The organism is Bacillus marasmi (genome assembly GCF_902168435.1).
Lineage (GTDB): Bacteria > Bacillota > Bacilli > Bacillales > Cytobacillaceae > Bacillus_BU > Bacillus_BU marasmi.
Window position 1 is genome coordinate 40,363 of sequence record NZ_LR656169.1, and the last position, 26,085, is coordinate 66,447.

At 38.5% G+C, this 26,085-nt stretch carries 28 protein-coding genes; 4 read left to right on the forward strand and 24 right to left on the reverse strand.

The features are described from left to right. Positions 1 to 9: 9 nt before the first annotated feature. The 5 genes from FXW34_RS09210 to ilvA form a co-directional block, all read right to left on the reverse strand. On the reverse strand, positions 10 to 1,731 hold the full coding sequence (locus tag FXW34_RS09210) for a nickel-dependent hydrogenase large subunit (protein WP_147533693.1): 1,722 nt from the start codon (positions 1,729 to 1,731) through the stop codon (positions 10 to 12). Next, positions 1,728 to 2,801 (reverse strand): hydrogenase small subunit, encoded by a 1,074-nt coding sequence (locus FXW34_RS09215; RefSeq protein ID WP_147533694.1) that lies wholly within the window; start codon positions 2,799 to 2,801, stop codon positions 1,728 to 1,730. Before FXW34_RS09215 ends, FXW34_RS09210 begins: the two co-directional genes overlap by 4 nt. 255 nt (positions 2,802 to 3,056) lie before the next feature. Beyond that, complete coding sequence (gene tatC / locus FXW34_RS09220; RefSeq protein ID WP_147533695.1) at positions 3,057 to 3,854, reverse strand: twin-arginine translocase subunit TatC; 798 nt, start codon at positions 3,852 to 3,854, stop codon at positions 3,057 to 3,059. 133 nt (positions 3,855 to 3,987) lie between these two features. Next, positions 3,988 to 4,182, reverse strand: coding sequence for a twin-arginine translocase TatA/TatE family subunit (locus tag FXW34_RS09225; protein ID WP_147533696.1), 195 nt, complete (start codon positions 4,180 to 4,182; stop codon positions 3,988 to 3,990). A 173-nt stretch (positions 4,183 to 4,355) separates the two neighbouring features. After that, positions 4,356 to 5,624, reverse strand: a complete 1,269-nt coding sequence (gene ilvA, locus FXW34_RS09230) for a threonine ammonia-lyase IlvA (protein WP_147533697.1) — start codon at positions 5,622 to 5,624, stop codon at positions 4,356 to 4,358. A gap of 170 nt (positions 5,625 to 5,794) precedes the next feature. Between ilvA and FXW34_RS09235 the strand changes: the two genes are divergently transcribed. Next, positions 5,795 to 6,037, forward strand: coding sequence for a hypothetical protein (locus FXW34_RS09235; protein WP_147533698.1), 243 nt, complete (start codon positions 5,795 to 5,797; stop codon positions 6,035 to 6,037). Between the two features lie 308 nt (positions 6,038 to 6,345). Here FXW34_RS09235 and FXW34_RS09240 read toward each other — a convergent pair whose 3' ends face one another. The 4 genes from FXW34_RS09240 to FXW34_RS09255 all read right to left on the reverse strand — a co-directional run bounded on the left by FXW34_RS09240 (position 6,346) and on the right by FXW34_RS09255 (position 9,262). Continuing rightward, positions 6,346 to 7,062, reverse strand: coding sequence for a lysophospholipid acyltransferase family protein (locus tag FXW34_RS09240; protein WP_147533699.1), 717 nt, complete (start codon positions 7,060 to 7,062; stop codon positions 6,346 to 6,348). 140 nt (positions 7,063 to 7,202) lie between these two features. Then, a complete protein-coding gene (locus FXW34_RS09245) occupies positions 7,203 to 7,691 on the reverse strand; it encodes a dihydrofolate reductase (RefSeq protein WP_147533700.1) in 489 nt (162 codons plus the stop codon). Then, positions 7,688 to 8,482, reverse strand: coding sequence for a thymidylate synthase (locus FXW34_RS09250; RefSeq protein WP_147533701.1), 795 nt, complete (start codon positions 8,480 to 8,482; stop codon positions 7,688 to 7,690). Before FXW34_RS09250 ends, FXW34_RS09245 begins: the two co-directional genes overlap by 4 nt. Before the next feature lie 78 nt (positions 8,483 to 8,560). After that, complete coding sequence (locus FXW34_RS09255; protein WP_147533702.1) at positions 8,561 to 9,262, reverse strand: anthrax toxin lethal factor-related metalloendopeptidase; 702 nt, start codon at positions 9,260 to 9,262, stop codon at positions 8,561 to 8,563. Positions 9,263 to 9,296: 34 nt separating this feature from the next. Here FXW34_RS09255 and FXW34_RS09260 point away from each other — a divergent pair, with 34 nt between their 5' ends. Further along, a complete protein-coding gene (locus tag FXW34_RS09260) occupies positions 9,297 to 9,701 on the forward strand; it encodes a GIY-YIG nuclease family protein (protein ID WP_147533703.1) in 405 nt (134 codons plus the stop codon). 34 nt (positions 9,702 to 9,735) lie between these two features. Here FXW34_RS09260 and FXW34_RS09265 read toward each other — a convergent pair whose 3' ends face one another. From FXW34_RS09265 to FXW34_RS09310, 10 genes are all read right to left on the reverse strand, one after another. Beyond that, positions 9,736 to 10,500: a TerC family protein gene (locus FXW34_RS09265; RefSeq protein ID WP_147533704.1), complete on the reverse strand. Its 765-nt coding sequence runs from the start codon at positions 10,498 to 10,500 to the stop codon at positions 9,736 to 9,738. Between the two features lie 95 nt (positions 10,501 to 10,595). Further along, positions 10,596 to 11,222, reverse strand: a complete 627-nt coding sequence (locus FXW34_RS09270) for a YpjP family protein (RefSeq protein WP_147533705.1) — start codon at positions 11,220 to 11,222, stop codon at positions 10,596 to 10,598. A gap of 30 nt (positions 11,223 to 11,252) precedes the next feature. Next, a complete protein-coding gene (locus tag FXW34_RS09275) occupies positions 11,253 to 12,425 on the reverse strand; it encodes an LL-diaminopimelate aminotransferase (RefSeq protein ID WP_147533706.1) in 1,173 nt (390 codons plus the stop codon). Positions 12,426 to 12,514: 89 nt separating this feature from the next. Then, the gene (locus FXW34_RS09280) at positions 12,515 to 13,288 is read right to left on the reverse strand and encodes a class I SAM-dependent methyltransferase (RefSeq protein ID WP_147533707.1); all 774 of its coding nucleotides are present in this window, start codon (positions 13,286 to 13,288) and stop codon (positions 12,515 to 12,517) included. Positions 13,289 to 13,340: 52 nt separating this feature from the next. Continuing rightward, positions 13,341 to 13,775 carry a BrxA/BrxB family bacilliredoxin gene (locus FXW34_RS09285; protein WP_147533708.1) on the reverse strand — a complete coding sequence of 145 codons (435 nt, stop codon included), beginning with the start codon at positions 13,773 to 13,775 and terminating at the stop codon, positions 13,341 to 13,343. Between the two features lie 129 nt (positions 13,776 to 13,904). After that, entirely contained in the window at positions 13,905 to 15,044 is a 1,140-nt protein-coding gene (locus FXW34_RS09290; RefSeq protein ID WP_147533709.1) for a conserved virulence factor C family protein, read from the reverse strand. 127 nt (positions 15,045 to 15,171) lie between these two features. Beyond that, on the reverse strand, positions 15,172 to 17,061 hold the full coding sequence (locus tag FXW34_RS09295) for an ABC-F family ATP-binding cassette domain-containing protein (protein ID WP_147533710.1): 1,890 nt from the start codon (positions 17,059 to 17,061) through the stop codon (positions 15,172 to 15,174). Then, positions 17,058 to 17,708, reverse strand: a complete 651-nt coding sequence (locus tag FXW34_RS09300; protein ID WP_147533711.1) for an HD domain-containing protein — start codon at positions 17,706 to 17,708, stop codon at positions 17,058 to 17,060. The genes FXW34_RS09295 and FXW34_RS09300 overlap by 4 nt, the downstream gene beginning before the upstream one ends. A gap of 93 nt (positions 17,709 to 17,801) precedes the next feature. Next, on the reverse strand, positions 17,802 to 18,332 hold the full coding sequence (locus FXW34_RS09305; RefSeq protein ID WP_147533712.1) for a hypothetical protein: 531 nt from the start codon (positions 18,330 to 18,332) through the stop codon (positions 17,802 to 17,804). Positions 18,333 to 18,375: 43 nt separating this feature from the next. Beyond that, on the reverse strand, positions 18,376 to 20,073 hold the full coding sequence (locus FXW34_RS09310; RefSeq protein WP_147533713.1) for a formate--tetrahydrofolate ligase: 1,698 nt from the start codon (positions 20,071 to 20,073) through the stop codon (positions 18,376 to 18,378). Positions 20,074 to 20,244: 171 nt separating this feature from the next. Here FXW34_RS09310 and metA point away from each other — a divergent pair, with 171 nt between their 5' ends. Beyond that, the gene (metA, locus tag FXW34_RS09315; protein WP_147533714.1) at positions 20,245 to 21,150 is read left to right on the forward strand and encodes a homoserine O-acetyltransferase MetA; all 906 of its coding nucleotides are present in this window, start codon (positions 20,245 to 20,247) and stop codon (positions 21,148 to 21,150) included. A gap of 143 nt (positions 21,151 to 21,293) precedes the next feature. Here the strand turns inward: metA and FXW34_RS09320 are convergent, their stop codons facing one another. The 4 genes from FXW34_RS09320 to FXW34_RS09335 all read right to left on the reverse strand — a co-directional run bounded on the left by FXW34_RS09320 (position 21,294) and on the right by FXW34_RS09335 (position 25,231). Further along, positions 21,294 to 21,974, reverse strand: a complete 681-nt coding sequence (locus FXW34_RS09320; protein WP_147533715.1) for a class I SAM-dependent methyltransferase — start codon at positions 21,972 to 21,974, stop codon at positions 21,294 to 21,296. A 137-nt stretch (positions 21,975 to 22,111) separates the two neighbouring features. Further along, positions 22,112 to 22,546, reverse strand: coding sequence for a transcriptional regulator MntR (gene mntR, locus FXW34_RS09325; RefSeq protein WP_147533716.1), 435 nt, complete (start codon positions 22,544 to 22,546; stop codon positions 22,112 to 22,114). A gap of 81 nt (positions 22,547 to 22,627) precedes the next feature. Beyond that, positions 22,628 to 24,793: a DNA topoisomerase III gene (locus FXW34_RS09330; RefSeq protein WP_147533717.1), complete on the reverse strand. Its 2,166-nt coding sequence runs from the start codon at positions 24,791 to 24,793 to the stop codon at positions 22,628 to 22,630. Between the two features lie 141 nt (positions 24,794 to 24,934). After that, the gene (locus FXW34_RS09335; RefSeq protein WP_147533718.1) at positions 24,935 to 25,231 is read right to left on the reverse strand and encodes a hypothetical protein; all 297 of its coding nucleotides are present in this window, start codon (positions 25,229 to 25,231) and stop codon (positions 24,935 to 24,937) included. 383 nt (positions 25,232 to 25,614) lie between these two features. Here FXW34_RS09335 and cspD point away from each other — a divergent pair, with 383 nt between their 5' ends. Then, entirely contained in the window at positions 25,615 to 25,815 is a 201-nt protein-coding gene (gene cspD, locus FXW34_RS09340) for a cold-shock protein CspD (RefSeq protein ID WP_147533719.1), read from the forward strand. A gap of 73 nt (positions 25,816 to 25,888) precedes the next feature. On the opposite strand, the gene FXW34_RS09345 is transcribed toward cspD, so the two are convergent. After that, positions 25,889 to 26,062, reverse strand: a complete 174-nt coding sequence (locus tag FXW34_RS09345) for a zinc-finger domain-containing protein (RefSeq protein ID WP_147533720.1) — start codon at positions 26,060 to 26,062, stop codon at positions 25,889 to 25,891. Positions 26,063 to 26,085 lie beyond the last annotated feature (23 nt).

Here is a 26,085-nt window from a genome sequence, read left to right on the forward strand (position 1 = left end):
GCACTCCTCCTATCCGATTCGAATTTCCGTGGATTGTTGATTTTCCAAATCGGTCAAATGAACAGCACATGCTAAACAAGGATCAAAGGAGTGAATAATTCTTAAAATTTCTAGTGGTTTTTCCTTGTCTAATAATGGAGTACCTTTAAGAGCTGCTTCATATGCACCAATTTTCCCTTTATTATCCTTTGGTGAAGCATTCCAGGTAGTTGGTACAACTGCTTGGTAATTCTTCGTTTTACCATCTTCAATTTGAATCCAGTGTCCTAGTGCTCCACGAGGTGCTTCCATCCAGCCCACACCTTGTGCTTTTTCAGGCCAGCTTTCTGGTTCCCATTTTGAACGGTCAAAAGTAACTTGATTACCATTTTTCACATTCTTAAATAATTCATCCATATCGTTTCTCATCCAATCAGCAATGAGAACAGCTTCGAGACCTCGGGCAACCGTGCGGCCAAGTGCTGATTGCAGTGCAGTGATTGGCAATCCAAGTTTGGCAAGCGTACTATCAACGATATTTACAATCTCTTCTTTGCCAGAGGCATATCCAACCATCATCCGAGCAAGCGGACCAGTTTCCATTGGATTTCCCTTCCAACGAGGTGCTTTTAACCAGCTATATTTTTCATCCGTATTTAACTCTTTAAACGGAGCTTTTGGACCAGTATATTTAAGTGTTGTTTCTCCATCCCATGGATGTTTACCTACTCCGCCTTCCTTGCCATCATAGGTGTACCAAGAGTGATCGATAAACTCTTGAACATGTTCTGGATTTTTGAGATCAACTTCCAACACTTCATTCACATTTCCATTTAATATAATTCCACGTGGCATTCGGTACAACTTAGGATCGTTTATACTACCCGTTGAGAAGTCTCCATAGCATAAATAGTTATTCAAACCACCACCGTGTGTCCAGTCCTTGTAGAAGGAACCTATTGCGAGTAGGTCTGGAATATATACTTGATTAACAAACTCTTTTGCTTCATCAATTAACTGAGAAACCCGCATTAGTCTTTCGGCATGGATTCCGTTATCGCTATTAATATCAAGCGGTGTTGCCATACCACCAACAACATAGTGAGGATGTGGATTTTTTCCACCAAAAATTGTATGAATTTGAACAATTTCCTTTTGCCATTCTAATGCCTCGAGATAGTGTGCTACTGCAAGTAAATTTACTTCCGGTGGCAATTTATAAGCCTCATGTCCCCAATATCCTTTTGCAAATATACCTAATTGACCACTTTCCACAATCTTTTTTACCTTATTTTGAACATCTTTAAAATATCCAGGAGATGATTTCGGCCAAGTTGATATCGACTGTGCCAATTTTGAAGTTTCATCTGGATTTGCATTTAGTGCACTTACCACATCAACCCAGTCTAAAGCATGAAGATGATAAAAATGGACAACATGGTCATGTAAGAATAACGTTTCATTCATTATTTCACGGATTAAATGTGCATTACGTGGAATTTCTATTTTCAAGGCATCTTCAACTGACCGAATCGATGCCAAGGCATGTACCGTCGTACATACACCACAAATACGTTGCACAAAAGCCCATACATCTCGTGGATCCCGGTCCCGAACAATGAGCTCTAATCCACGAACAGCAGTCCCCGAACTATAAGCATTTTTTATTACCCCAGCATCATCAATATCCGCTTCAATCCGTAAATGTCCCTCAATTCTGGTGATCGGATCAACAACTATTCGCTCGCTCATTCATCTTCCCCCCGCTTTTCATCATGTTTCTTTTTCATCACAGTAAGACCTGCATGGGCAAGAACTCCGGCTGTGGTAAGCCCGACTGCCGTTGCACCTATTTGATCTGGGTTAATGGTTGTTTGAGTTCCTGGAATTTTTGCACGGCGAACAAAGAATGGGCCATTATCCCAAAAACCTTCCTCCGAACAACCAATACATGGATTTCCGGATTGAATTGGATAACTCACACCACCATTCCAACGCATTTCTGCACATGAATTATATGTAGTAGGTCCTTTACACCCCACTTTATAAAGACAATATCCTTGCTTTGCACCTTCGTCATCGAAGGACTCGACAAACAACCCAGCATCAAAGTATGCTCGGCGGTTACACTTATCATGAATTCTATGTCTGTAAAATGCTTTCGGACGACCTAAATGATCGGTTTCCGGAAGCGAACCAAAAGTAATAAAATGAGCAATTACTCCTGTCATAACCTCAGCAATAGGAGGACAACCAGGAACTAATATAACTGGTTTACCTGATACGAATGCGGTAATTGGTTTTGCGCCAGTAGGATTCGGCTTTGCAGCAGCTATACCTCCCCAAGACGCACAACTTCCATATGAAATAATGGCTGCAGCTCCTCCTGCAACCTTCTTAAAGGTCTCCTTGGCAGCGTGTCCAGCAACACTCAAATATGCATCATCATCTGGGATGCTACCTTCACAGGCCAAGATATATTTACCATCATAATCTTTTAACACTTGTTCCATTGCCGCATCTACTTGATGACCAGAAGCTGCGGATAAAACCTCAGAATATTCAAGTGAAATCATATTAAATAAAACGCTTTCAACCTTTGGATGGGCACTTCTGATAAATGATTCTGAACAACCTGTACAATCTTGAAATTGCAACCAAATGACAGGAACACGAGATTTTGTCTCCATTGCCTGGACGACCTTATCAGATTGGGAAAAATCCAATCCAATCGCAGCTGATATTGCAGTACACATTTTCAAAAAGTCACGTCTGGAATAACCTTGTTCTAAAGCTGATTCATAAATCGTCTTCTTTTTCATCTTCGTTCCCCCCTCTTTAAATTATTGAAAAAAACAATGATTTCAGAAAAATTATATCGTACAAATGAAAAAAATATCCAAATGTTACATTATTGACACAAATTGTCCTTAACTATATTAACACTATGTTTTTCAGGGTAAATCAGAATATGAATTCGTTCCCTGCATAAAACTACAACCATTTCACAGCAAATAATATAGAAACAAAAAAAGCTGTCGAATTGATCGACAGCCCTTCATTATTACATTAATATATTAATTTGCTTCAGAATTGGAGGAATCATCATTGTCATCTATATTATCCTCGTTTTCTTCATCACCATATTTCTCTTCCCATTCTTTTTCCTTTTTCAGTTTACGCTTATACACAATTTTAGAGAGATTTATACTGATCTCGTATAAGAACAATAATGGAACCGTTACTAGGAAATCAGACATAAAGTCCGGTGGTGTAATTAAAATCGCAATAAACACCAAAACAAAATAAGCATATTTTCGAAGCTTTGTTAACACAAACGGATTAATAATCCCTAATGAGGTTAAAAACATAACGACTACTGGTAGTTCAAATAACACACCAAATGGTATTGTCATATTCATGACAAAACGGAAATACTTCTCCGCTGTGAAATTCGTGACAAACATTTCTCCGCCCAGTTCTATTAAGAAACCTAATACTGTTGGAAAAATCACAAAATACCCAAATGCAATTCCAACAACAAATAGGATAAACAGAGCTGGAATATATGCTAAAGTTACTTTTATTTCATTCTTTCTTAATGCAGGTTTTACAAAAAGCCAAATTTGAGTTGCCAACACAGGTATTGTTAATGCAATGGCTATTACCGATGCCAACATTAAATAAACCCAAACAATATCACTTGGCCCTAGAACGATTAGTTTAACATCCAAATCACGAACTAACCATTCGTAAACTTCTTGTACATACATAAATCCTACAATAAAAAACAGAATAAATGCAGCAACAGTAATGATTAATCGTTTTCGTAATTCATCTAAGTGTTCAATCAAATTCAACTCTTTATCTTCCATATTCAAACCCCTGCCAATAAAAATCTCATCGATGTAATCATATAAAGCTCCATCATAATGTATGGTTGCTTCTAACTAACTACAAATTACTATCTCTTTTCAAAAAAAGGGGTGTAAGATAAATCTTACACCTTTATTTTGTAGCTTTTTTCTTATCTTCTTCGAATTCTTCCATAACATCACTAGTAAGTTCGCGAGTAGATTTCTTGAATTCGCGTAATGTTTGACCAAAGGCACGACCGATCTCTGGTAATTTTTTTGGTCCAAAAATAATTAGGGCAAGAACAAGGATTAAAATTAACCCAGGTACACCAATATTTGAAAGCATGAGTACATCCCCTATCATTGAGTTAATATAATGCTACCATGATTATAGTATTAAAACGCTTATTTGTATTGTTTGAAGAATAATGTTCACAATTTGTTCAAAAAAAGTAAGAATACTTCGTGATGTGTGACTTTTGATATTTATATTCTTTACTTATTTTGGCTCAGATATTACTATACAAGCAGATTAAATAAATGCTCGTTTTTATTAAGCTCTGTGAACGGGAAGCCTTTCTTTTGCATCCGCGTAATCAGCGCTTCATAATCATATGGATATTTCAATTCAATTCCAACTAACGCTGGACCATTTTCTTTATTATTTTTCTTTGTAAATTCAAACCGTACGATATCATCAGTTGGTCCTAAAACCTCATCAAGAAACTCTCTTAATGCTCCGGCACGTTGTGGGAAATTCACAATAAAATAATGTAATAATCCTTCATATTGCAGAGAACGTTCTTTAATTTCCTGCATTCTTGAAATATCATTATTCCCACCACTAATTACACATACGACCGTTTTGCCCTTAATTTCCTCTCGGTAAAAATCGAGGGCAGCAATTGGAATCGCTCCAGCTGGTTCCGCTACGATAGCATGTTCATTATAAAGCTCTAAAATGGTTGTACAAACTTTTCCTTCAGGAACTGCAATGATATCATCCACCAAGCTTTGACAAATATCAAATGTCTTTTGACCTACACATTTTACCGCAGCTCCGTCGACGAAGCTGTCAATTTCATGTAACGTCGTTACTGCATTATTATTTAACGAATACTTCATGGAGGCAGCACCTTCTGGTTCGACCCCAATCATTTTCGTTTGTGGTGAAACACTTTTTGTATAGGTAGCTAGTCCAGCCATTAAGCCGCCCCCACCGATAGTCCCGAAGATAAAGTCGATTGGGTCTTCAGAGTCCTGGAGGATTTCTACTGCGACTGTTCCTTGACCTGAGATAACTCTTTCATCATCAAACGGATGGACAAACTGACGATTCTCCCGTTCTGAACAGGCTCTTGCTTCATTATAGGAGTCATCAAACGTGTCCCCTACTAAAATGATTTCAACAAAATCTCTACCAAACATTTCAACTTGGCTGATTTTTTGTCTTGGCGTCGTGGTTGGCATATAGATTTTTCCGTGGACTTCTAATTGTCTGCATGCAAAAGCTACGCCTTGAGCATGATTACCGGCGCTTGCACAAACTACACCATTGGCCAATTCCTCTTCAGTTAAAGTTTTCATCATATAATAAGCGCCACGTAATTTGAATGATCGGACATGCTGTAAATCTTCACGCTTTAAATAAACATTACAATTGTATTTTTCGGATAACCGCTCATTTTTTTGTAATGGAGTATGGGCAACGATATCCTTAAGTTTCTGGTTTGCAATGAGAATGTCTTCTACCTGCACCCATTTCTTTTTGACTACCTTTTGTTCCATATCTTACCCTTCTTCCTTTTTTACCTTTATTAATATTCGTAAATTATACCACTTTGAAAGTTGATTTCAATGCTATTTTTTAAAAATTATAATTTTTACAACCATTTTTCGCGGATATAACGCATGGCTATCAACATATACTAGTGAAAACGAAAATTGGGGTGAAAATATTGGAATTCTCATTATGCAGCTTGGATAGTGCCTTGCCGGTAGAAATTACAATTGATGAAGATAATGGAAGATTTATGATTCGAAAAAGTGATACAAGCGGTGAGGTGTTTAACAGTCCAAGAGAGCTTATTGAATGGGTTAAAAAAAACCTCCGAGAAGATGAATTTTGCGATAGCCGTGAGTTTAAAGGGATGATGAGGAAGCTTGATTCGTACGATACTAGCTCCAGTCTTTTCGGATGAGTTTAATTGTTTTTCTCCCGATACCAATATGTTACCCCAAATGACAATTTTATAAAGGGTCATCCATTGGTGTCATCAATTCACATATTGGTGACACTTTTTTTATGATATTCGCCTATCGTTACCGCTAACCTCTTTTTTCCTCCGTGACGTGCACGATAGATTGTCTATCGTTACCGCGCTAAGCTTTTTTCACCTCTGACGGGCACGATAGATCGTCTATCGTGTGATGGGCACAATAGCTCGCCCAAGCATACAAAACCAAGTTAAAAAAAGACTGTCCCGACTAATGGACAGTCTATCTCATATTATTTAGGTAAATGAGCTAAAATAACTTGCTTCGTTTCTTCTGCCAAGTCTTTTATTGACATTTGTTCAACAAGATGTGAGTCAATTGGTTTGGCAATCTTTAGCGTGATGGTGGCAGGTCGAACTAGATAATTATTCTTTTCAAATACGTCCGCTGTTCCGATGATGGCAATCGGTACAATTGGTACTTGACCATCCATTGCAATACGGAAGCCTCCCGTTTTAAATTCACCTATAGGGCCACCCTTGCTTCTTGTTCCTTCTGGGAATAACACAAGCGAGTGACCCGATTTAACCGTTTCAATGGCTGCCTTTATCGTTTTTATTGCTTGTCTGCGGTCGGCACGGTCAAGAAACACGCAGTTCATTACCCTCATCCAATCTGACAGAACAGGAACCTTACTTACTTCTATTTTTGAAATAAAACCAAATGGTTTATCGATGGACGATAAAAGAACAGGAATATCAAAATCACCTACATGGTTGCATACAATAACAACTGGGCCGTCTGGAAGATTCTCCTTCCCCTCTACGATAATTTTTGACCCGGTTATTTTCATTATCGTACTTGACCACCGCTGCGGAATTTTATGAATGATTGCATCCCTTTTTGCAGCTGGTACAGTCGGGTCTATCTTTTTCATTTTTGACAAAGTGGGGATACTGTATATTAAGAATCCAACAAAATAACTAAAAAAAGCAATTAATCGAAGCATATGACCAACCTCCTAAATGTGCAACCTCCATTATAAAGCAAAATGAGGTATCACCTGAGTGACAAAAATCTGAAAGTTTATAAGACCACAAAAAACCAGGGTAGCTAAAATAGCCGCCCTGATTTGGTTTATCTCTTCGTCTACTTTCGTTCGTAAATGCAAAATTCATAATCGAATGGATTTTTGTCATCCTTTATGCCTGGTTCTTGGAATATAGCCTTCCATTCTTCCATATTAATTTCCGGAAAATACGTGTCGCCAGGGAATGTATGATGAATCATTGTAATATAAAGACGGTCCGCATATGGAAATACTGCCGAAAAGATTTCCGCACCGCCAATAACGAAAACTTCACCATCAGCAAACTGTTTTGAATAGTTGATGAAGTCTTCTACGGAATGTAGCACAGTGCAGCCTTCACTTGTAAAATCAAGGCTTCTGGTTATGATGATATTTTCTCTTCCTGGCAATGGTCGTCCGATTGATTCATGGGTTTTTCGTCCCATTGCAATTGGGCGCCCCATCGTAGTCCGCTTAAAAAACTTCAAATCCTCTGGTAAATGCCAAGGCAACTGATTATCCTTGCCTATTACACGGTTTTCATCCATCGCCCAAATTAATGAAATCATACGCTCACAACTCCCTTAATATGAGGATGTGGATCATAACCCTCTAAGGAAAAATCTTCATATTCAAAGCTAAAAATATCCTTTACATCAGGATTTAGTTTCATGATCGGCAATTGACGCGGTTCTCTAGTAAGTTGGAGTTTAACTTGTTCAAGGTGATTCAAATAAATATGTGCATCACCAAAAGTATGAACAAACTCCCCAAGCTCAAGATCACAAACCTGTGCAATCATCATTGTAAGCAGTGCATATGAAGCAATATTAAACGGCACCCCTAGGAATACGTCGGCCGAACGTTGATAAAGCTGGCATGACAACTTGCCATCCGCAACGTAAAACTGGAACATGCAATGACATGGGGGCAACGCCATCTTTGGTACTTCAGCAACATTCCACGCATTAACGATTAATCGTCGTGAATCTGGATTATTTTTCAATTGGTTGATTAAGTCAGTAATTTGGTCAACAGTTTGACCATCCGCACCAGTCCAAGACCGCCATTGATGTCCATACACCGGGCCAAGGTTGCCTTGTTCGTCAGCCCATTCATTCCAAATTCTAACACCATTGTCATTTAAATATTTAATATTGGTATCACCATTTAAAAACCAAATCAATTCATGGATAATTGATTTTAAATGTAGCTTTTTTGTTGTTAATACCGGAAATCCTTTTTGTAGGTCAAATCTCATTTGGTGACCAAAAATACTAATCGTTCCAGTACCTGTACGATCTTCCTTTTTCACGCCATTGTTTAATATTTCCGTACACAATTGTAAATATTGTTCCATTTAAAACACACCTTTTCTGACGAATCATTGTATGAAAACACATATAGTTTTTATTTTAGCGTTAACGGAGAATAAAAACTAGGATAAGCTCTCAAAAAAAGTGAACGTTTTCGGAGCTTTCTTTTTTAGTAGTTGCTTGGAGGATTCCCCCAAATAATACATTGCAAACGTTTCGGCAAAGTACTCCTCTGGAAACGATAAATAATATGATTTCCCTGGGAACAACTTGTTTTTTTCTTGATTCCAAATATCTAAAAATACTGGATTGGAGCGCATTTCATCATAGACATAACGGTCGATTGAATGCGCTAATTCGTGAAGCTCTAAATTAATGGATCCATGACCGTTCCCTTTTTCACTCGCACCAATTTTAACCAAAACCGTTTTACTCCCGCCAACTCCAGGTACTTCATCCCATGTCTTTTTACTGGAATAACCTCTTGGGATTACCCCTTTAAGATGGGTAGCAGTTGGTTGATCAGTAAGTTTCCCCTCAAATAAATGAACCTGTATCCCTGCTTGATTTATTTTTGCTAAAATAGGACTAGGAAGCTTGTCCAAGCGTGTTACAATGGCTTGAGCCTCCTTGATGTTAAAGCCGTCCTCTGGTAGGTAAATGATTTCACCTAGTAAGTCAGCAGAACGCAGCCTCATTATTTGAGTTTCTGGTAAAGTTTGATTAAAATTCTTGAGGGAAACTCCAGTTTCACCAGCCTGAATATGACCAAATAAGGGAATGGAGAAAGCAATAATCAGGATGATAAGAAGAAATTTACGCATATGCTTCTCCTTTCAATAATATTGGAGGTTTTAGATGATTGAGAGAATAGACGAAGAGCACGTATTGTACGCAGTCCATCTTCAGTTAGAACAGGATCACCTCATCACTGTTGGCAAACTAGGAACCTATCAGTTTAAAAAAGGGACATATATTTATGTCGGCAGTGCAAAACGAGCGATTCGTGCTCGCTTGAATCGACATAAAAAGAAGGAGAAGGTAACCCGATGGCATATTGATTATTTGCGCCCTTTTTGCGAGATTACTAAAATTATAACATACGAGCTTGGTGACGGAGAGTGTAGCCTTGCTGAGAAAATAAGGAAAACCTATAACGGCACGTTTCCAATCCAGAGATTTGGAGCATCTGATTGCAAGTGCCCATCACATTTGATTTACTTATGTGATGGGGAAAATAAAAAAGAGCAGCCACAACCATAATGGTTGTGGCTGCTCTTATGATTAAAGCGGGATATTAACTACCAGGCTGACTGCTTGTCTTTTTTTTCTTCGTAAAATGAATCACAAAAGTAGCACCAAAGGTAATTAACAGAATGACAAAGAAATAAATATGGTCAATATGAAGACCAAAAACACCTAGAAGCATTTTGACTGCGATAATTAATATCAGGATATATGCTGTTGCTTCAAGCTCAGGTATGCGGTCTATAAGCTTTAGAAAAACACCGGCAACTCCCCTCATCATGAGGACACCTAAGATTCCACCCATTAATAATACCCATACCTCGGTGCTAATACCGAATGCAGCAAGTACGCTGTCTACAGAAAAGGCAATATCCATTAATTCGACTGATACCACCGTACCCCAGAAAGTACCAAAGAGTCTAAACAGTAAGCCGTTTTGATTTAAGCCTTCGACCTCTTCTTCCACATGGACATCCTTTTTCCTATCAATAAAATATTTGATGGCTAACCAGGCTAGATAGCCTGCTCCAAGTACCTTAACCCACCAAAGCTTGATTAAATATACGCCAACACCAATGGCGATGAAGCGGAAGGTATATGCCCCTAACAAGCCATAAAACAATGCTTTCCGACGTTGTTTTTCAGGCAAATGTTTAACCATAACTGCGAGTACAAGAGCGTTATCTGCAGATAAGAGTCCTTCGAGAACAACTAATGTACCGATAAGTCCCCAGCTCACTGGATCAGTTAATACCTGTATCCACATATTCAAATCAAAAAATTGAGCATATGTGTCTAAAAAGCCTTGAATCATTTATAAAGCTCCCCAATCATTACTATCTATTGTGTACGAAGTTCTAGTTGTATCATAGTTTTTTCATTACATTTATAATGCCATTTTCGAGTGTATTAACTCATCCAATTTGGAGGGGTATTTTTTGCCCAGTAAATCGAACCTAAATCGTGATGGGTTTGATAATCATCATGATGGGTGTGGTAATGGAAATTAAACCAATATCCCTCATGCGGCGGTTGGTCACGACGCACATGGAATCGGATCACATCTTCACCTGTTTTTTCATCTTTTATATGGAAAATCTTTTCTGATTTCCCTTTTCCAGGTTCCTCCGAAATTGCTAAATGGACTAGATCCTCTTCAGGGTATTGCTCTGCGACAATCCCTATTACCTTCTCGATATTAGGTAAAATGAAATCTTCAAATTCATTTTCAATTTTTGGCTTAATTCGCTCACCAAATTTTTGAAAGGAAAGCTCTTTTGCATCCTTTACACGTAATTGTACCCATTTTTGCCTGTTTGACTGCAGATTTTCTTCACTTTCAATTAACAAACCTTCTTGAAGTTCATCTACAAGAGCGATGGATACCGTATCAGCGCTATTTTGCTCATAAGTATCGCGCTCTAAAGTTTTCTGAGCGCCAGCTTTATCAATTAAAAGCGATTGCGGTGGAGCAACAAGTCCAAATGTAAGCACAGAAATTAATACGACGAGCGACTTTTGCAACCATTTTGGCATGGACTAATAGCTCCTTTCATAGCTGTTTGTTCACTTGAGTTTTAATATTCCACTGCTCTCGATATTTTGTAATGCTTTTATTATTTCAGAATTTGGCTGTACGAGAGCAATTCGAACATAGCCTTCTCCCCAACGACCAAAAGCATTTCCTGGTGTTACCACCACATTTGCCTTTTCAATCAACTGCATCGTAAATTCCATTGACGTAAAACCTTTCGGGATTTTCGCCCAAATAAACATAGATGCTTTAGGACTTTCTATTTCCCAACCAAGCTGCTTCAAGCCATTTACTAATAAATCTCGACGTTGTTTATATATGTTTCGATTATGGTCAAGATAGTCAGAAGTATCAGTTAATGCAAGACACGCAGCTGCTTGAACAGGTAAAAATACCCCGTAATCTAAATTCGTCTTTAGTTGATTTAGCATGCTTACGAGTTTAGGATTACCGACTGCATAAGCAATTCGACAACCGGCCATAGAAAAGCTTTTTGATAGTGAATTCATTTCAATACCAACTTCCTTGGCTCCAGGAGTTGATAAAAAGCTAATCGGCTTTTCGTCAAAATAAAGCTCAGAATAAGCAAAATCATGAAGGACAATGATATTATGCTGCTTTGCAAACGCAACAACTTGCTTAAAAAATTCTGGTGTGGCCATTGCTGGAACCGGATTGCCTGGAAAATTTAGTATCATCAACTTAGTTTTGCAAAGAACCTCTTCAGGAATTGCCGTCAAATCAGGCAAAAAGTCATTTTCTGCTAGCAAAGGCATTGGATAAATTTCCGCCTCCGCCAATTTCGCTCCCGCAAAATAAGCGGTGTAACCTGGATCTGGGACGAGAATATAATCCCCTCGGTTACATAATACTAACGGTAAATGGACCAAGCCGTCTTGTGAGCCCATCAGCATGACTACTTCATCATTTGAATTGATATCAACAGAAAAGCTTCGCTGATAATATTGTGCAACCGCCTGATGAAACTCAACAGTACCTGCCAAGGAATAAGCATAAGCGTTCTCATTGGTGACCAATTGCGCTAATTTTTGTTGGACAAAATCGGGAGGGGGAAGATCTGGACTCCCAATACTTAAATCAATTACTTGATAGCCTAAAGAAAGCTGTCTTTTTTTCAATTGTGTTAATTCTGCAAATACACTTTGTGTAAAGGCATTCATCCGCTCAGCGGAATGGATTTTCATTTCCGTTCCTCCAATAAATGTTTGAACTCTAGTAATTTTATTATCTATTATACTCCTTTTTCACCTGAAAGAAATAGGGTCCTCTGGAATCATTTTTCTAGTATACCAAAATGAAATTTAGCCGTCTTCCGTTTTATTACATCAAACCCATATTTTTCAAACCGACTACTGCGAAAATGATCCTTTAATACAACTCGCTTCCTAGCAACCCTTAATGCATCCATGAGCATTTCCTCTTTTAAATCCTCATGTAGCGCAAAGCGACTTAGTGCTTTAATGCCATCTGATTCAATAACTGGTTCTTCAAACATCGGATCGAAATAAACAACATCAAAGCTCTGATCCTGTTGTGATTTCAAAAACTCGGCACTATGAGCTTGACAAAGCTCTATCCGTTTCATCGCGTCATTCATTTGCGTTATTCCTGAATCCCATTCGTTCAAGCCATTTTTTACGATAAATGCCAAAAATGGATTTGCCTCGATACCGACTACTTGTCCGGTTTCCCCTACCGCAAAACTTGCCACGATACTATCTGCGGCAAGTCCTAATGTGCAATCAAGCACCGTCATGCCAGCTTCAAGCTCTGTTGCCTGAAGAAAAGGATCATGTTCTCCTTTTATAAGCCGCTTTATCCGGAACATCGCCGAATTGGGATGAAAGAAAAATGGCTCACTCTCCCCAAATGGATATAATTCAAGCCGATTTTTTCCAACGACGATGCAATCATCTTTTAAGACGTCCTGCATCGCTAATACGGATTGTTTATTTCGATGAAAATAGAAAATCGAGAGTTGCTTTGCCATATGTTTTGCGATATTTATCATATGTGTATCCGTTCTTCCGGCAGTAGTGATAAACATAGTATCCCTCATTTATCTTGTAATCGAAAAAAGGATGCCGCAGCATCCTTTTTTAGCAATTGTTTTCAAATGCATTTAGAAGATTTTCCATAATGGCTTCCATTGGCTGTCCTTCAATTTCATAACGTGGAATAAAATGAACAACCTCATTTCCTTTTAATAGAGCCATTGAAGGTGATGATGGCTCATAGCCTGTAAAATATTCGCGCATTTTTGCAGTAGCATCTTTTTCCTGTCCCGCAAAAACAGTGACTAAATGATTTGGTTTTTTAACTGACTTTAAAAGCGCCTGTGTTACTGCTGGTCGAGCCAGACCTGCCGCACACCCACAAACTGAATTCACCACAACTAATGTAGTACCTTCAGCATCCTTCATGAATTGTTCGACCTCTTCAGGTGTTAAGAGCTCTTGAAAACCTGCAGCCACTAACTCTTCACGCATTGGTTTAACCATTTGTTTCATATATTCTTCATATGCCATTGACATGTAAAATTCCTCCTTATTGTTCATACCATATGTTTGTAACCATATTATTGAAGTGTATCATACACGCTTCCATGCAAACAATGAATTTAACTCCCCATAACATTCAAGGTTGGTTACGACATTTGATTATTATTTGTTTTTATTTCTTGCTTCAGTCATTTGTTTCCATACCGAGCCTTTCGCTTCAGTGCCTCCTTCAATTCGTTCAATTGCCATGTTTATTTGGAGGCTAACTTCAAACTCCGGATCATTCTTTGCCGCCTTTAAAGCCGGTAAAGCCCGCTTGTCACCAACTTCATATAAAAACATCGCTGCACGCCAGCGTACTAGTTTACTGTCATCCTTTAATGCCTGAAGCATTGCATCCACAGCGGCGGGAAAGCCTAAATCGGACAAGCAATCTCCAGCAGTTCTTCTCACTGTAACGGTTTTATCCTTTAACGCCTGATATAAAAACGGCAACACACGCTCATCCTTAATCATTCCCAAATATACCGTAGCTAATCTTCGAATCGATGCTTTTTCGTCATGAAGTGCTTTTTCAAGTACAGAGAGGTCGGCCAACTCAGGATCATCCATTTGTTCTAATAAGCGATATCGAATCCGCCAATCAGCTATGTCTAAGTCTGATGGTGTTAATTTTAATCGTTTAGGCAATTTTTGCTTTCGATTGTGATCATCGACCGAGTTGTTTTCCCCCTTAACAATGTCCTTTAAACGCTCCTCCGGGTAAGCCGCAAGCAGCTCTTCGACTACATCATGCCCGATTTGCTCGATTTCACCATAGCGCACTCCATATTCCTTCCATTTGCGCATCACAACCACATTATCATCCGGTTTCTGAACCTCGCCAACCTTTTTTACAAATAATTCCGGAAGACCGAAACGCTTTTCCTCAATGCCATCAGACAGCTTAACCTGCATCGGTATACCTTTGAAAAATTGAACCTGTACCGTAATCTCGCCAAAATGCTTATCATGCATCGGCCTGTTCACGCTGTCCGGCTCGCTTTCCTCGCCAAATGCTTTACGAACGAGCGGTAAGATGTCTTTCCAGTCATACTTGGCATTTCTTTCGATTGCCAGAAAATCAGCTACATGATATACGCCTTTTACACCATCTAACAATAATATATCTTGAATAACAGTTGGTGCACCTTGGATTGTATCTTTTTTATAATTATTGCTTTTTCCCATTGGCAGCTCTTCATCCAGAATAATTTTCATTGTATTTGGACTTGGAGTGGGCTCAATTGAGACTATTTTCATTTCCATCACCCTTTGCACTATTGCACTAGTGTTAATTGAACTCATTTTAGCATAAGGACGAGAGGAATTTCATGATTCTTGCTTAGAGCTATTGCCGGTTAGATTTCTTGCAATGATTTTCTTTCCATTACTCTGTTTCAGCTATTTCAGATAGATAGCTCCATCTTTCAATTAATTGTTCTAGCTGATCATTCAGTTTGTTTTCCTCTTCCATTAGTGCATGGGCTTTTTCAAAATCACTACCTGTATTGGCAATTTCTGAAATAATTTCTTCAATACGAGCTTCGACCGCTGCAATCTTCTCGTCAATTTCTTCCCACTCTTTTTTCTCCATGTATGTCATTTTTTTCTTTTTTTGCTTATCTATTTCATTTGTTTTAGCTTGAGATTGAGTTGGTTTTTCTAACGGTTTTGCAGAATGAGCTTGCGTTTCCAAGTAATCTGTATAGGCGCCATAATAGCTATCTATCTTTCCAGCTCCTTCTAAAATTAAGAGCTGTTCTGCCACTTTATCTAAGAAATAGCGATCATGAGATACAGTAATAACTACACCCGGAAAATCTTCTAAATAATCCTCCAATACCGTTAAAGTTTGCGTATCTAAATCATTCGTCGGCTCATCGAGAAGTAACACATTTGGGGCTGTTAACAATAATTTTAATAAATAAAGTCGGCGCTTTTCTCCTCCGGATAATTTTCGAATCGGTGTACCATGAGTGTTTAAAGGAAATAGAAAGCGTTCAAGCATCTGCGCAGCTGAAATGGTCTTTCCGTCAGATGTGTGAATGATTTCAGCTGTTTCTTTAACGTATTCAATCATCCGCATATTTTCATCCATATCTTCGTTTTCCTGAGTATAATATGCCAATTTGACTGTTTGACCGATGATTCTTTCTCCGGAATCTAGCTGAATTCTTCCGGCTAATATATTGAGAACTGTTGATTTCCCTGTACCATTCCTACCAATAATTCCGATCCTATCACCAGGTTTAATTAATAAATCAAAATCTTTTAATATCGTTAAATTGCCGTAATGCTTTGAAGCTCCCTTCAGTTCAAAGACTTGCTTTCCTAAGCGACTGCCATTTAATGATAAATCCAACTTCTCAGCGCTCTTTACTGAAGCAAGGTGATCATCAAGCTTTTCAAATCGTTGTATCCGTGCTTTTTGCTTCGTGCTACGCGCTTGCGCTCCCCGTCTAATCCACTCGAGTTCGCGACGATATAAATTTCGTTGTTTCTCAAGCGTGGCCGCTTCATTTTCTTCACGAACAGCCTTTGCCTCAAGAAATGCAGCATAATTCCCTTTGTAGCTATACAAGTTCCCTTTATCCAATTCAAAAATGCGATTCGTTACTCGGTCAAGGAAATACCGATCATGAGTAACAAGCAATAATGCTCCCTGGTACCGACTCAAATAGTCCTCAAGCCACTTAATGGAATCAAAATCCAAATGATTAGTCGGTTCATCTAAAATCAATAAATCTGGTGCTTGGATTAACACTTGTGCAAGCGCCACCCTTTTTTTCTGCCCGCCTGATAATAATTCAATTTTTTTCTGAAATTCGCTAATTCCAAGCTTTGTTAAAATCGATTTTGCGTTAGCGCTAGCGTCCCAGGCATTTTCTGCATCCATTTTTTTCTGCACTTCAAAGAGACGCTCTTGAACTGCGGTATTCTCAGGATTTTCATTTAGGTCTAGCAAGGACTGTTCATAGTCCCGCAGATGCTTTAAGATTGGCGCATCCCCTTTAAACACCTGCTCTAATACCGTTAAATCACCACTTAAATCTGGCTGTTGTGATAAGTATGAAATTCGATAATCCTTCGCTTTAATGATGTCACCACTATCAGCTAAATCTAGACCGGCGACGATTTTTAATAGCGATGATTTACCTGTTCCGTTAACACCGATTAAACCAACTCGTTCCTTTTCAGTAATGGTAAACTCGATGTTATTAAATAATTGTTTTTCTCCGTATGTCTTAGAGACATTTTCTATAGAAATCATTTTCATGCTTGACCATTCCATTCGTTATAAAATACTTGTAAAAACTTTACCATATATTGATGACGCTTTTCTGCAATTTGCTTGGCCGAATATGTATGTAATCCATCCTTCAGCTTTAATAATTTTTCATAAAAATGATTAATCGATGTCGAACGTCCGTTACGATACTGTTCATTCGTCATTTCATTTCGAACCTCTATACATGGTTCGTATATTGTCTGTCCCTTCTTACCACCGTATGCAAACGCACGCGCAATACCGATAGCACCAAGCGCATCAAGGCGGTCTGCGTCTTGAACAATTTTTGCTTCCAAGGACTGCAGTTCAAGCTTTCTTCCGCCCTTGAAGGAAATCGTAGTGGTAATCTCGATAATCTGTTGTTTAATGGTTTCTTCTAAATTGAGGCGATCCAAAAACGTCTGTAATTTTAACAAACCAGCTGCTTCTGATTCATTCAATTTTTCATCTGGAATATCGTGGAGCAATGCGGCCATTTCAATGATAAATGGGTCTGCATTCAAGTGGTCCTTCTCCCATATGTATAAGGCCATTTTTCGCACACGATTAATATGATGCCAATCATGACCTGTTGCATCCTGACCAAGTTCGGCTTTCACAAACGCTTCGACTTTTTTGATGCATTCTGTTTTCATTGCTGCACCTTCTTTCAGTCCGTCATCTATTTTAACATGAACAAGCTCTTTGGCAGAAAAAAAGTGCCCTTTGCTAGAGCACCTTCGTTCATCTTACTGAAACAACTTTTTTAACTCCCTAATCGAGGTAATCATAAAATCAACTAGACTTATGATATCAGAACTTTGATCCTCATAAATGAGACGGTTGAATTGAATCGTAATTTCATTAGTAATATCATTTTTTAAATCAAAAGGATTCAAAAGGATTCTTTGTTCAATCCTTCGGCTATTTCCCCAAATTTCTTTTAAGATACTATCAATTTTTTGATAAGTACTAAGATCATTCGGATGTATACATTGAAATTTCACTCCGACATGACAGCCGGCATGCTTTTCAGATAAAGCAGCTGGGAGTAATTCAGCTGCAAGATTCTCGATTTTTGCCTCCAAAATCAAAATCGCTGTAACGCGATGATCCTTACTACTTTGGTCAATAAACGAAATCTCGAAGTTTCGTCCCAACCTAGCCAAATTAACGATATCATGACGATCCGTTACGAGAATTTCCCCGCTTAAATCTCTATCATATACAGCACCTTCAACGACTACTTTTAAATTTTCGAAAGCTGTCGGATCGAACATCACATCAACTCCTTAGATTGAAAAGGTTAAGCACAATTATTGTTTAAAACAATCCTATTGCATTTCCGTGCTGATCCACGTCCATGTTCATGGCTGCAGGTTGTTTTGGCAATCCAGGCATCGTCATAACATCACCCGTTAACACGACAATGAATCCTGCACCAATACTTGGCTTTAACTCTCTGATATGTACGACGAAATCACTTGGTCGACCAAGCAGTTTCGGATTATCTGATAGTGAATATTGCGTTTTTGCCATACAAATCGGTAATTCACCCCAACCATTACTAGTGAATTCCTTTAGTTGAATCCTTGCTTTGGCCGAAAATTCCACGTCCTTACCACCATATACCTTCTGAACAACAGTACGAATTTTTTCTTCGAGTGGGTCCGAAAGGAAATATAACGGACGGAAACTTGCTTCATTTTCTTCTAAAACCTTTAATAGGGTTTGAGCCAGTTCAACTCCACCTTCTCCACCTTTTTCCCACACCTCTGTTAACGCGACAGGAATATTTTCATTATCACAATAAGATTGTAGCGCTGCGATTTCCGCTTCGCTATCGTCAACAAATCGATTGATAGCCACCACAAACGGCAATCCAAAGCTTTTTATCGAATCGACATGCTTTTGTAAATTCGCAAGTCCGTCAGAAAGAGCTTTGATGTTTTCGAGATGGAGATCAGTTTTGGTAACTCCACCGTGCATCTTCAATGCCCGAATCGTTGCAACGATTACGACAGCAGCTGGTTCAATCCCAGCACTTCTTGTTTTAATATGTAAAAACTTCTCTGCTCCCAAGTCTGCACCAAAGCCTGCTTCAGTGATACAATAATCAGCCAACTTTGCTGCTGCTGTTGTGGCGATAATACTATTGCAGCCATGGGCAATATTGGCAAAAGGTCCGCCATGTATCAAAGCGGGAGTATGTTCCATCGTTTGGACTAAATTCGGTTTAACAGCATCCTTTAATAGAAGTGTTAAAACCCCTTCCACCTTTAAATCTCCAACGGTTACAGGCTGCTTATCGACATTGTATGCCACAACCATTTTAGCAAGCCTTTCCTTTAAATCGACTATATCCTTGGCAAGGCATAATACCGCCATAATTTCCGAAGCAACCGTGATATCAAAACCATCTTCTCGCGGCACACCATTCATAGGACCACCTAATCCAATCAATATATGACGGAGGGCGCGATCATTCATATCAATAGCACGTTTCCAAACAATACGGCGAGAATCAATGTTCAATTCATTCCCTTGCTGAAGATGATTATCAACGATTGCAGCTAGGGCATTGTTTGCTGTAGTGATCGCATGCAAATCTCCAGTAAAATGTAAATTGATATCCTCCATCGGTACAACCTGGGCATAACCCCCTCCGGTTGCACCTCCTTTTAGGCCTAAGGTCGGACCTAGTGAAGGCTCACGCATCGCGATTACAACCTTTTTACCAAGGGAATGAAGTGCATCACCAAGTCCAACAGTTACCGTGGACTTCCCCTCCCCAGCAGGTGTTGGATTGATAGAGGTTACTAAAATGACTTTTCCTGTTTCTTTTGTATGTAATTTTGCTAATCCATTGTTCGAAAGCTTTGCCTTATATTTTCCAAACAACTCAAGGTCATTTTCGTCAAGACCAAGACTTGCAGCTATTTCACTAATATGTTTCATTGATGCTTGTTGGGCAATTTCTATATCAGTTTTATGTTTTGTTTGTTTTGTATGTACTGTCATCGTCAATTCCCCCAGGATGGTGTCAAATATGTGCTATTATATTTTACCATTAATCACGAACTTCTATTGAAAAATTTCTACAACAATACCTTCAATATTAAATGATTGAAAAGTAGTTTATATTTTCTATATAATAGAACTAATTGAATTTTCGTACTAGGGGATGATCATTTGCCAATCACATTACCAAAGAAGCTTCCTGCCAGAGAAGTATTAGAGGCAGAAAATATTTTTGTTATGGATGATTACCGGGCTATGCAGCAAGATATTCGCCCACTTAATATACTAATTTTAAACTTAATGCCGGAAAAGGAAAGAACTGAGGCACAATTACTTCGTTTGATTGGAAATACTCCGTTACAAATTAATATTACCTTTTTAAAAACAGCCACTCATGTTTCGAAAAATACCAGTAAATATCACCTCGACCAATTTTATACTATTTTTTCAGAAATCAAGCATCGTAAATTTGATGGGATGATTATTACCGGTGCGCCGATTGAACATCTCTCCTTCGAAGATGTTAATTACTGGCAAGAATTAACTGAGATTATGGACTGGTCAAAAACGAATGTCACATCGACATTGCATATTTGCTGGGGAGCACAGGCGGCCCTTTACTATCATTTTGGGATTGGTAAATTTGAATTACCAGCCAAATGCACTGGAGTATTTACACATAAGGTTAACGATCGAACTGAAAAACTGTTGCGAGGCTTTGATGATGAATTTTTAGCTCCGCATTCCCGTTATACAGATGTATCACAGGCTGAAATAATCGACCATCCTGAATTAAAGCTATTATCTTATTCAGAAGAAGCTGGACCATTCATTGTTAGTGCCAACAACGGAAAACAAATCATGGTTACTGGTCATTTGGAATACGATACAGGTACACTCGCCGAGGAATACCAACGTGATCTTCAAAAAGGGCTATTGGTCAAGCCAAAGCACTATTTTCCAAACGATAATCCGGAAGAAATGCCTTTGAATCGCTGGAGATCTCATGCGCATTTACTATTTTCAAACTGGTTAAATTATTATGTATACCAAGAAACACCGTTCGAGTGGTCATGAAAGGGTAAGAAATTAAGCTCCGTCGAATAGACGGAGCTCTTTTTTGTTAGATGTGATAGTTTAAGTTGTTTATTTGCCGATTTCGCGTTTTATTTGCCAAAATCACTAGTTTATTTGACGTTTCCACATTTCTGACAAACTTACTAATCCAATTCAAGCATAAATACAGTCATGAAGGTTAAAGCTTGTCTAATTTCCTTCGTCAGAGAGCTCTTAGAAAGCTTTTCTGTATCACGTTTATATACTCCTAGTTCAGCAGTCTTTCTCCAGCCGTTTTCTTCAGCAAGTCGCTCAAATTCCCACGGCATAATCGTATTACATACAACGGGCGCACCATATAAACGCCGATAACTATTTTCCCTTGGCGCAGCAGTTGGACCTAAAATCCCTACACATGCTTTGCCTCCGGGTTTTACTACCCTTTTCATTTCCTCTAGCACCTGAAGCGGGCTTTCCGTCCATTCTAGTGAATTGATTGCAATAACAGCATCATAGTGATAATCTGGTACATCAATTTTTGCGATATCACCTTTAGTGAACTGAAGTAAATTAGGTTGAGCCAAGCTATTTGCTTTTTCTATCATTTCTTCAGAAACATCAATTCCTGTGACTGCATATCCCGCTTTTGCCAATTTATATGATCCATAGCCATCTCCACAGCCTAAATCGACTACACGAGCACCACGATTTACATACTGCTTAAAAAAAAGAACAATATCCTTTCGGCTCCCTGTTTCCCACATTTCCTTACTTTGGGAATGCCAGGAATTTGCTCTAGTATTCCATTCCTTTTCTGCTGCCTCAACCCAATAAAAATCCTTCATTTGAACCCTCATTTCCTTTTATTGAATATTTTGATTATTTAATAAATAATTCGCTAAAGCATAGTTATTTCCTTTTTTATTTATGAGGAGTATGAAGATATAAAAGAGGCTAACTCGAAATGAGTTAGCCCCAATGATTATTGATCACTTTCTGATTGTTGATTATGCTTTTGAATGTTTAGTAAATCACGTGTTCTTTTTTCGTCCTCTTCAAAAAATTGAACTAAATCACCGACACGCTCAATCGCATCCCAGCTCAAGTGATGTTCAATCCCCTCAACATCGTGATAGATATTTTCTTCCTTTACGCCGATAATCCGCAAGAACTGTTCAAGCAGTTCATGGCGGTAAAGTAGGCGTTGACCAGTTTTATGGCCTTTCTTCGTTAATACTAAACCTCTATATTTTTCGTAAATTAAATATTCATCCTTATCAAGCTTTTGAACCATTTTCGTTACAGAAGAAGGGTGGACAGAAAGCGCTTCAGCAATGTCAGAAACACGAGCGTAGCCTTTCTCTTCAATAAGCTTATAAATCTGTTCTATATAATCTTCCATACTTGGTGTCGGCATCCGATACCCTCCCCAATCACTCATCATGAAAAGTTTACTATAAGTGGTAAGGACTGACAAGGTACAGACCCTATATCCAGCTTATTCTTTCACCGTTTGTTCATCAAAAACAAAAATTAGCTTATGTTGTTTCTCATCATATGCAAGTTTGGCGTTAAAGACTTTTTCTTTTCCAGTAAAGCCTTCAATGACGTCGGTCAGACCATCCTTCAATAGTTTCTTCACGTGTTGCTGCGTAATGGTTTTACCGAGAAGTTTTTTTGATAATGTAAAATTACACTTCGTTTTACTGTAATTCGAACAACCGTAAAACGTCCCCTTATCAATAACAGATCCGTCACATTTTTTACATTGACCAAGCTTTGTCACACGCTTCTGCTTCATTTCTCGTGGGACAAACGCCTGTTGATCCTCATCAGTAAACAGCCAAGCTTGAGATTCACTTGCGCTAGATTGGATTAAATGACTGACCATTTTATTTGTTTGCTCCATAAACTGCTTTGGAGAGGCGGCTCCTTCTGAAATTTCCTTGAGCCGTTGCTCCCATTTAGCAGTCATTTCTGGAGAAGCTAAGATTTGTTTTCCAACAGCTGAAATTAGGATTTTTGCTTTCGCGGTTGCGTATACTAGGTTCTTTTTTATATCAATATATTTCCGGTCCTTCAGCATCGTAATAATACCGGCACGCGTTGCTTCTGTTCCTAAACCTTCTGTTTTCATCAGAACTTTTTCCAGCTCTTTATCCTCTATATGCTTCCCAGCGGTTTTCATTAAGGTGATTAATTGTCCTTCTGTATATCGTTTAGGTGGTTGCGTGGCACTTTCCTTTACAACAACCTTTTTTACAGTTCCTTGTTCGCCCTGCTGCAAATGCGGTAGCTCAGGTTCTCCATCCTTTTCCTTATGAGGAATCACCTTCTTCCAGCCTTGCTCAAGTTCAACCTTCCCTTTAGAGATAAACTCTGCCCGGCCATCGACTAGCGTTTTTACTGTTGTATATTCAGTGATTGCTTTGCCGTAGTGAGCTGCGATTAAACTGCGAACAACCATATCGTATAATAGCTTTTCATCAGGTGTTAACTTGTTCAAATTAGGAACCTGTTCAGTAGGAATAATGGCGTAGTGATCCGTTACCTTCTTATCGTTAACATAGCGTTTATTTTCAGCAATCGTCGCAATAGGTAGCGGAAAATACTCTCCATAATCCTGAGTCGCCCCAATTTTTCTCAACGTTTCAGGAAAGGTTTCAGCTTCTCCCTTAGTTACATACCTAGAATCAGACCTAGGGTATGAAACAATCCCTTTTTGATAAAGCTTTTGCAAAACATCCAATGTTTTTTTGGGTGGAAATTTATATTTGCGGTTTGCATCTGCTTGAAGAGCGGAAAGATTGTATAAAAGGGGGGGCATAAATTCTTTTTTCTCAGCCTTTACATCAGCGATTTCTGCTTGTTTATTTTGACAAAATGCAGCGATTTTTTCTGCCATCTCTTTTGTTTTAATCCGTGTTTCTCCATCCTTTTCCCATTTGCCAGTATATTTCTTTCCCTCTACAGCAAAATGTGCTTGGACTTCCCAAAACGGCTCGGACACAAAGTTTTCTATTTCGTGTTCTCTTTTCACGATTAAAGCGAGCGTAGGTGTTTGAACTCTTCCTACTGAAAACACATCTGAAAAACCCCGTTTTTGTAAAAGTAAGCTGTATAGTCGCGACGCATTCATTCCAACGACCCAATCTGCACAAGCTCTCGTATAAGCTTCGAAATAGAGATTGCGAGTGTCAGCTTCAGCTAACAATGACTGAAATCCATCCTTAATTGATTTAGGAGTCAATGACGAAATCCACAGCCTTTGCATCGGCTTACGACAATTAGTTAATCGTAAGATGTTGCGAATAATTAGTTCCCCTTCACGACCGGCGTCTCCTGCATGAATAATCGAACTAACTCTTGTGTCATTCACTAATTTCTTAATAATACCAAACTGTTTAGCTTTATCCTTTGTTACTTCATATTGAAATTGAGACGGAATAATCGGCAACGTGTCCAATGACCACTTTTTCCAAGTAGAATCATATTTTTCTGGTGAAACGAGTTGACATACATGCCCTACTGCCCAGGTGACAAATGCTCCATTAGTAAAAATATCATTCGGCAATATTTCAATAAAACCCTGCTGTTTTTTAATTTTAAATACGGAAGCCAACGTTAGCCCTTGATCTGGCTTTTCAGCGATTATGAGTTTCATCCCTGATACTCCTTAACTTCTAGATTCATATATTTTTTATTGTAAGGATATTTCTAAGTTTGCGCAAAAGAATTTTTCTTGGAAAGTAATTGAGAAGTAACAAAAAACCAGCACCTCCAATGCTGGCTTATGTTTTAATATTTAATTCCGCTGAGAATTGTACTTCATTATGGATTGGTTGTGTTGGACATACCAGTTTTCTTTTGGAACAACCGCCGAAATGATTAATATGAGCGAAGGAATTTTTTCTACCCTGCAAACAATCATGCCAATCTTTTCATTCATTATGACAAATGAATCTCCATGGCCAAATTTGTCCAGAGCATTTCCAATTTGTAGTAATGGAGCCACAATCGCTTCTCTTTCATCCTTGTCTATTGAAAGATGCGGAGAAAAGCGAACAATCCATTTTTCTTCTTCAATTGATATCCGATACATAATTCACCCTCACCCTCTTAGATCAATATCAAAGCTTTTGATCTTTTTCTAAATCTAGCTAACTATTATGAAAACGGTTGCACGATAACAGTTGCCATTTATCTGGAACAACCTTTCTGTTTTATTATTATACTATGCAAATCATAATTTTAATATCTGATTTTTCTTTATTTTCAGTAAATACTTTGTCCGATGTTGTCGGATAAGCTTTTAAAGCGTTTTCATCCCTTGACTGAAGCCATTTTCTCATGTATATTTAAAACATCATTAACAGAATTTATTACCGGTTTTGTAAAATAAAACCGTGGAATAATTCCGTTCTATGATAATATTTATCTAAGATACTATTTGGTGTCTTGACAGGCTTAGGAGGAAATCGAATTATGCAAAACGGTAAAGTTAAATGGTTCAACAATGAAAAAGGCTATGGATTTATCGAAGTTGAAGGTGGAGACGATGTTTTCGTTCACTATTCAGCTATTCAAGGTGAAGGCTATAAAGCTTTAGAAGAAGGCCAAGAAGTTTCTTTCGAAATCGTAGAAGGTAACCGTGGGCCACAAGCTGCAAATGTGGTAAAACTTTAAGTTAATAATCAAAAATAGATTAACACAGGCTGGCAAATTGCCAGCCTTTTCTTATTTCAAAATACAAACATCGTTAAGATAGCTTATTTCCATAGCCTTTGATTTTTTCACCCACCGTACATTCCGATATACAAAAACGATGTGCTTTCCTTCTCCCATGATTATTTTTTATATGCTTATGCAAAAAGCAGCCATCACAGTAGTGTTTCATTAGCTGCTCTAGCTCTTGGAATAGTTGCTTTCGCATCCGAGAATTCACACCTTTCAACG

Excerpts from the sequence above, each read along its gene's own strand:
- FXW34_RS09210 (WP_147533693.1), bottom strand. The coding sequence starts at position 1,731 with ATGAGCGAGCGAATAGTTGTTGATCCGATCACCAGAATTGAGGGACAT.
- FXW34_RS09215 (WP_147533694.1), bottom strand. The coding sequence starts at position 2,801 with ATGAAAAAGAAGACGATTTATGAATCAGCTTTAGAACAAGGTTATTCC.
- tatC (WP_147533695.1), bottom strand. The coding sequence starts at position 3,854 with ATGGAAGATAAAGAGTTGAATTTGATTGAACACTTAGATGAATTACGA.
- FXW34_RS09225 (WP_147533696.1), bottom strand. The coding sequence starts at position 4,182 with ATGCTTTCAAATATTGGTGTACCTGGGTTAATTTTAATCCTTGTTCTT.
- ilvA (WP_147533697.1), bottom strand. The coding sequence starts at position 5,624 with ATGGAACAAAAGGTAGTCAAAAAGAAATGGGTGCAGGTAGAAGACATT.
- FXW34_RS09240 (WP_147533699.1), bottom strand. The coding sequence starts at position 7,062 with ATGCTTCGATTAATTGCTTTTTTTAGTTATTTTGTTGGATTCTTAATA.
- FXW34_RS09245 (WP_147533700.1), bottom strand. The coding sequence starts at position 7,691 with ATGATTTCATTAATTTGGGCGATGGATGAAAACCGTGTAATAGGCAAG.
- FXW34_RS09250 (WP_147533701.1), bottom strand. The coding sequence starts at position 8,482 with ATGGAACAATATTTACAATTGTGTACGGAAATATTAAACAATGGCGTG.
- FXW34_RS09255 (WP_147533702.1), bottom strand. The coding sequence starts at position 9,262 with ATGCGTAAATTTCTTCTTATCATCCTGATTATTGCTTTCTCCATTCCC.
- FXW34_RS09260 (WP_147533703.1), top strand. The coding sequence starts at position 9,297 with ATGATTGAGAGAATAGACGAAGAGCACGTATTGTACGCAGTCCATCTT.
- FXW34_RS09265 (WP_147533704.1), bottom strand. The coding sequence starts at position 10,500 with ATGATTCAAGGCTTTTTAGACACATATGCTCAATTTTTTGATTTGAAT.
- FXW34_RS09270 (WP_147533705.1), bottom strand. The coding sequence starts at position 11,222 with ATGCCAAAATGGTTGCAAAAGTCGCTCGTCGTATTAATTTCTGTGCTT.
- FXW34_RS09275 (WP_147533706.1), bottom strand. The coding sequence starts at position 12,425 with ATGAAAATCCATTCCGCTGAGCGGATGAATGCCTTTACACAAAGTGTA.
- FXW34_RS09280 (WP_147533707.1), bottom strand. The coding sequence starts at position 13,288 with ATGTTTATCACTACTGCCGGAAGAACGGATACACATATGATAAATATC.
- FXW34_RS09285 (WP_147533708.1), bottom strand. The coding sequence starts at position 13,775 with ATGTCAATGGCATATGAAGAATATATGAAACAAATGGTTAAACCAATG.
- FXW34_RS09290 (WP_147533709.1), bottom strand. The coding sequence starts at position 15,044 with ATGAAAATAGTCTCAATTGAGCCCACTCCAAGTCCAAATACAATGAAA.
- FXW34_RS09295 (WP_147533710.1), bottom strand. The coding sequence starts at position 17,061 with ATGAAAATGATTTCTATAGAAAATGTCTCTAAGACATACGGAGAAAAA.
- FXW34_RS09300 (WP_147533711.1), bottom strand. The coding sequence starts at position 17,708 with ATGAAAACAGAATGCATCAAAAAAGTCGAAGCGTTTGTGAAAGCCGAA.
- FXW34_RS09305 (WP_147533712.1), bottom strand. The coding sequence starts at position 18,332 with ATGTTCGATCCGACAGCTTTCGAAAATTTAAAAGTAGTCGTTGAAGGT.
- FXW34_RS09310 (WP_147533713.1), bottom strand. The coding sequence starts at position 20,073 with ATGACAGTACATACAAAACAAACAAAACATAAAACTGATATAGAAATT.
- FXW34_RS09320 (WP_147533715.1), bottom strand. The coding sequence starts at position 21,974 with ATGAAGGATTTTTATTGGGTTGAGGCAGCAGAAAAGGAATGGAATACT.
- mntR (WP_147533716.1), bottom strand. The coding sequence starts at position 22,546 with ATGCCGACACCAAGTATGGAAGATTATATAGAACAGATTTATAAGCTT.
- FXW34_RS09330 (WP_147533717.1), bottom strand. The coding sequence starts at position 24,793 with ATGAAACTCATAATCGCTGAAAAGCCAGATCAAGGGCTAACGTTGGCT.
- FXW34_RS09335 (WP_147533718.1), bottom strand. The coding sequence starts at position 25,231 with ATGTATCGGATATCAATTGAAGAAGAAAAATGGATTGTTCGCTTTTCT.
- cspD (WP_147533719.1), top strand. The coding sequence starts at position 25,615 with ATGCAAAACGGTAAAGTTAAATGGTTCAACAATGAAAAAGGCTATGGA.
- FXW34_RS09345 (WP_147533720.1), bottom strand. The coding sequence starts at position 26,062 with ATGCGAAAGCAACTATTCCAAGAGCTAGAGCAGCTAATGAAACACTAC.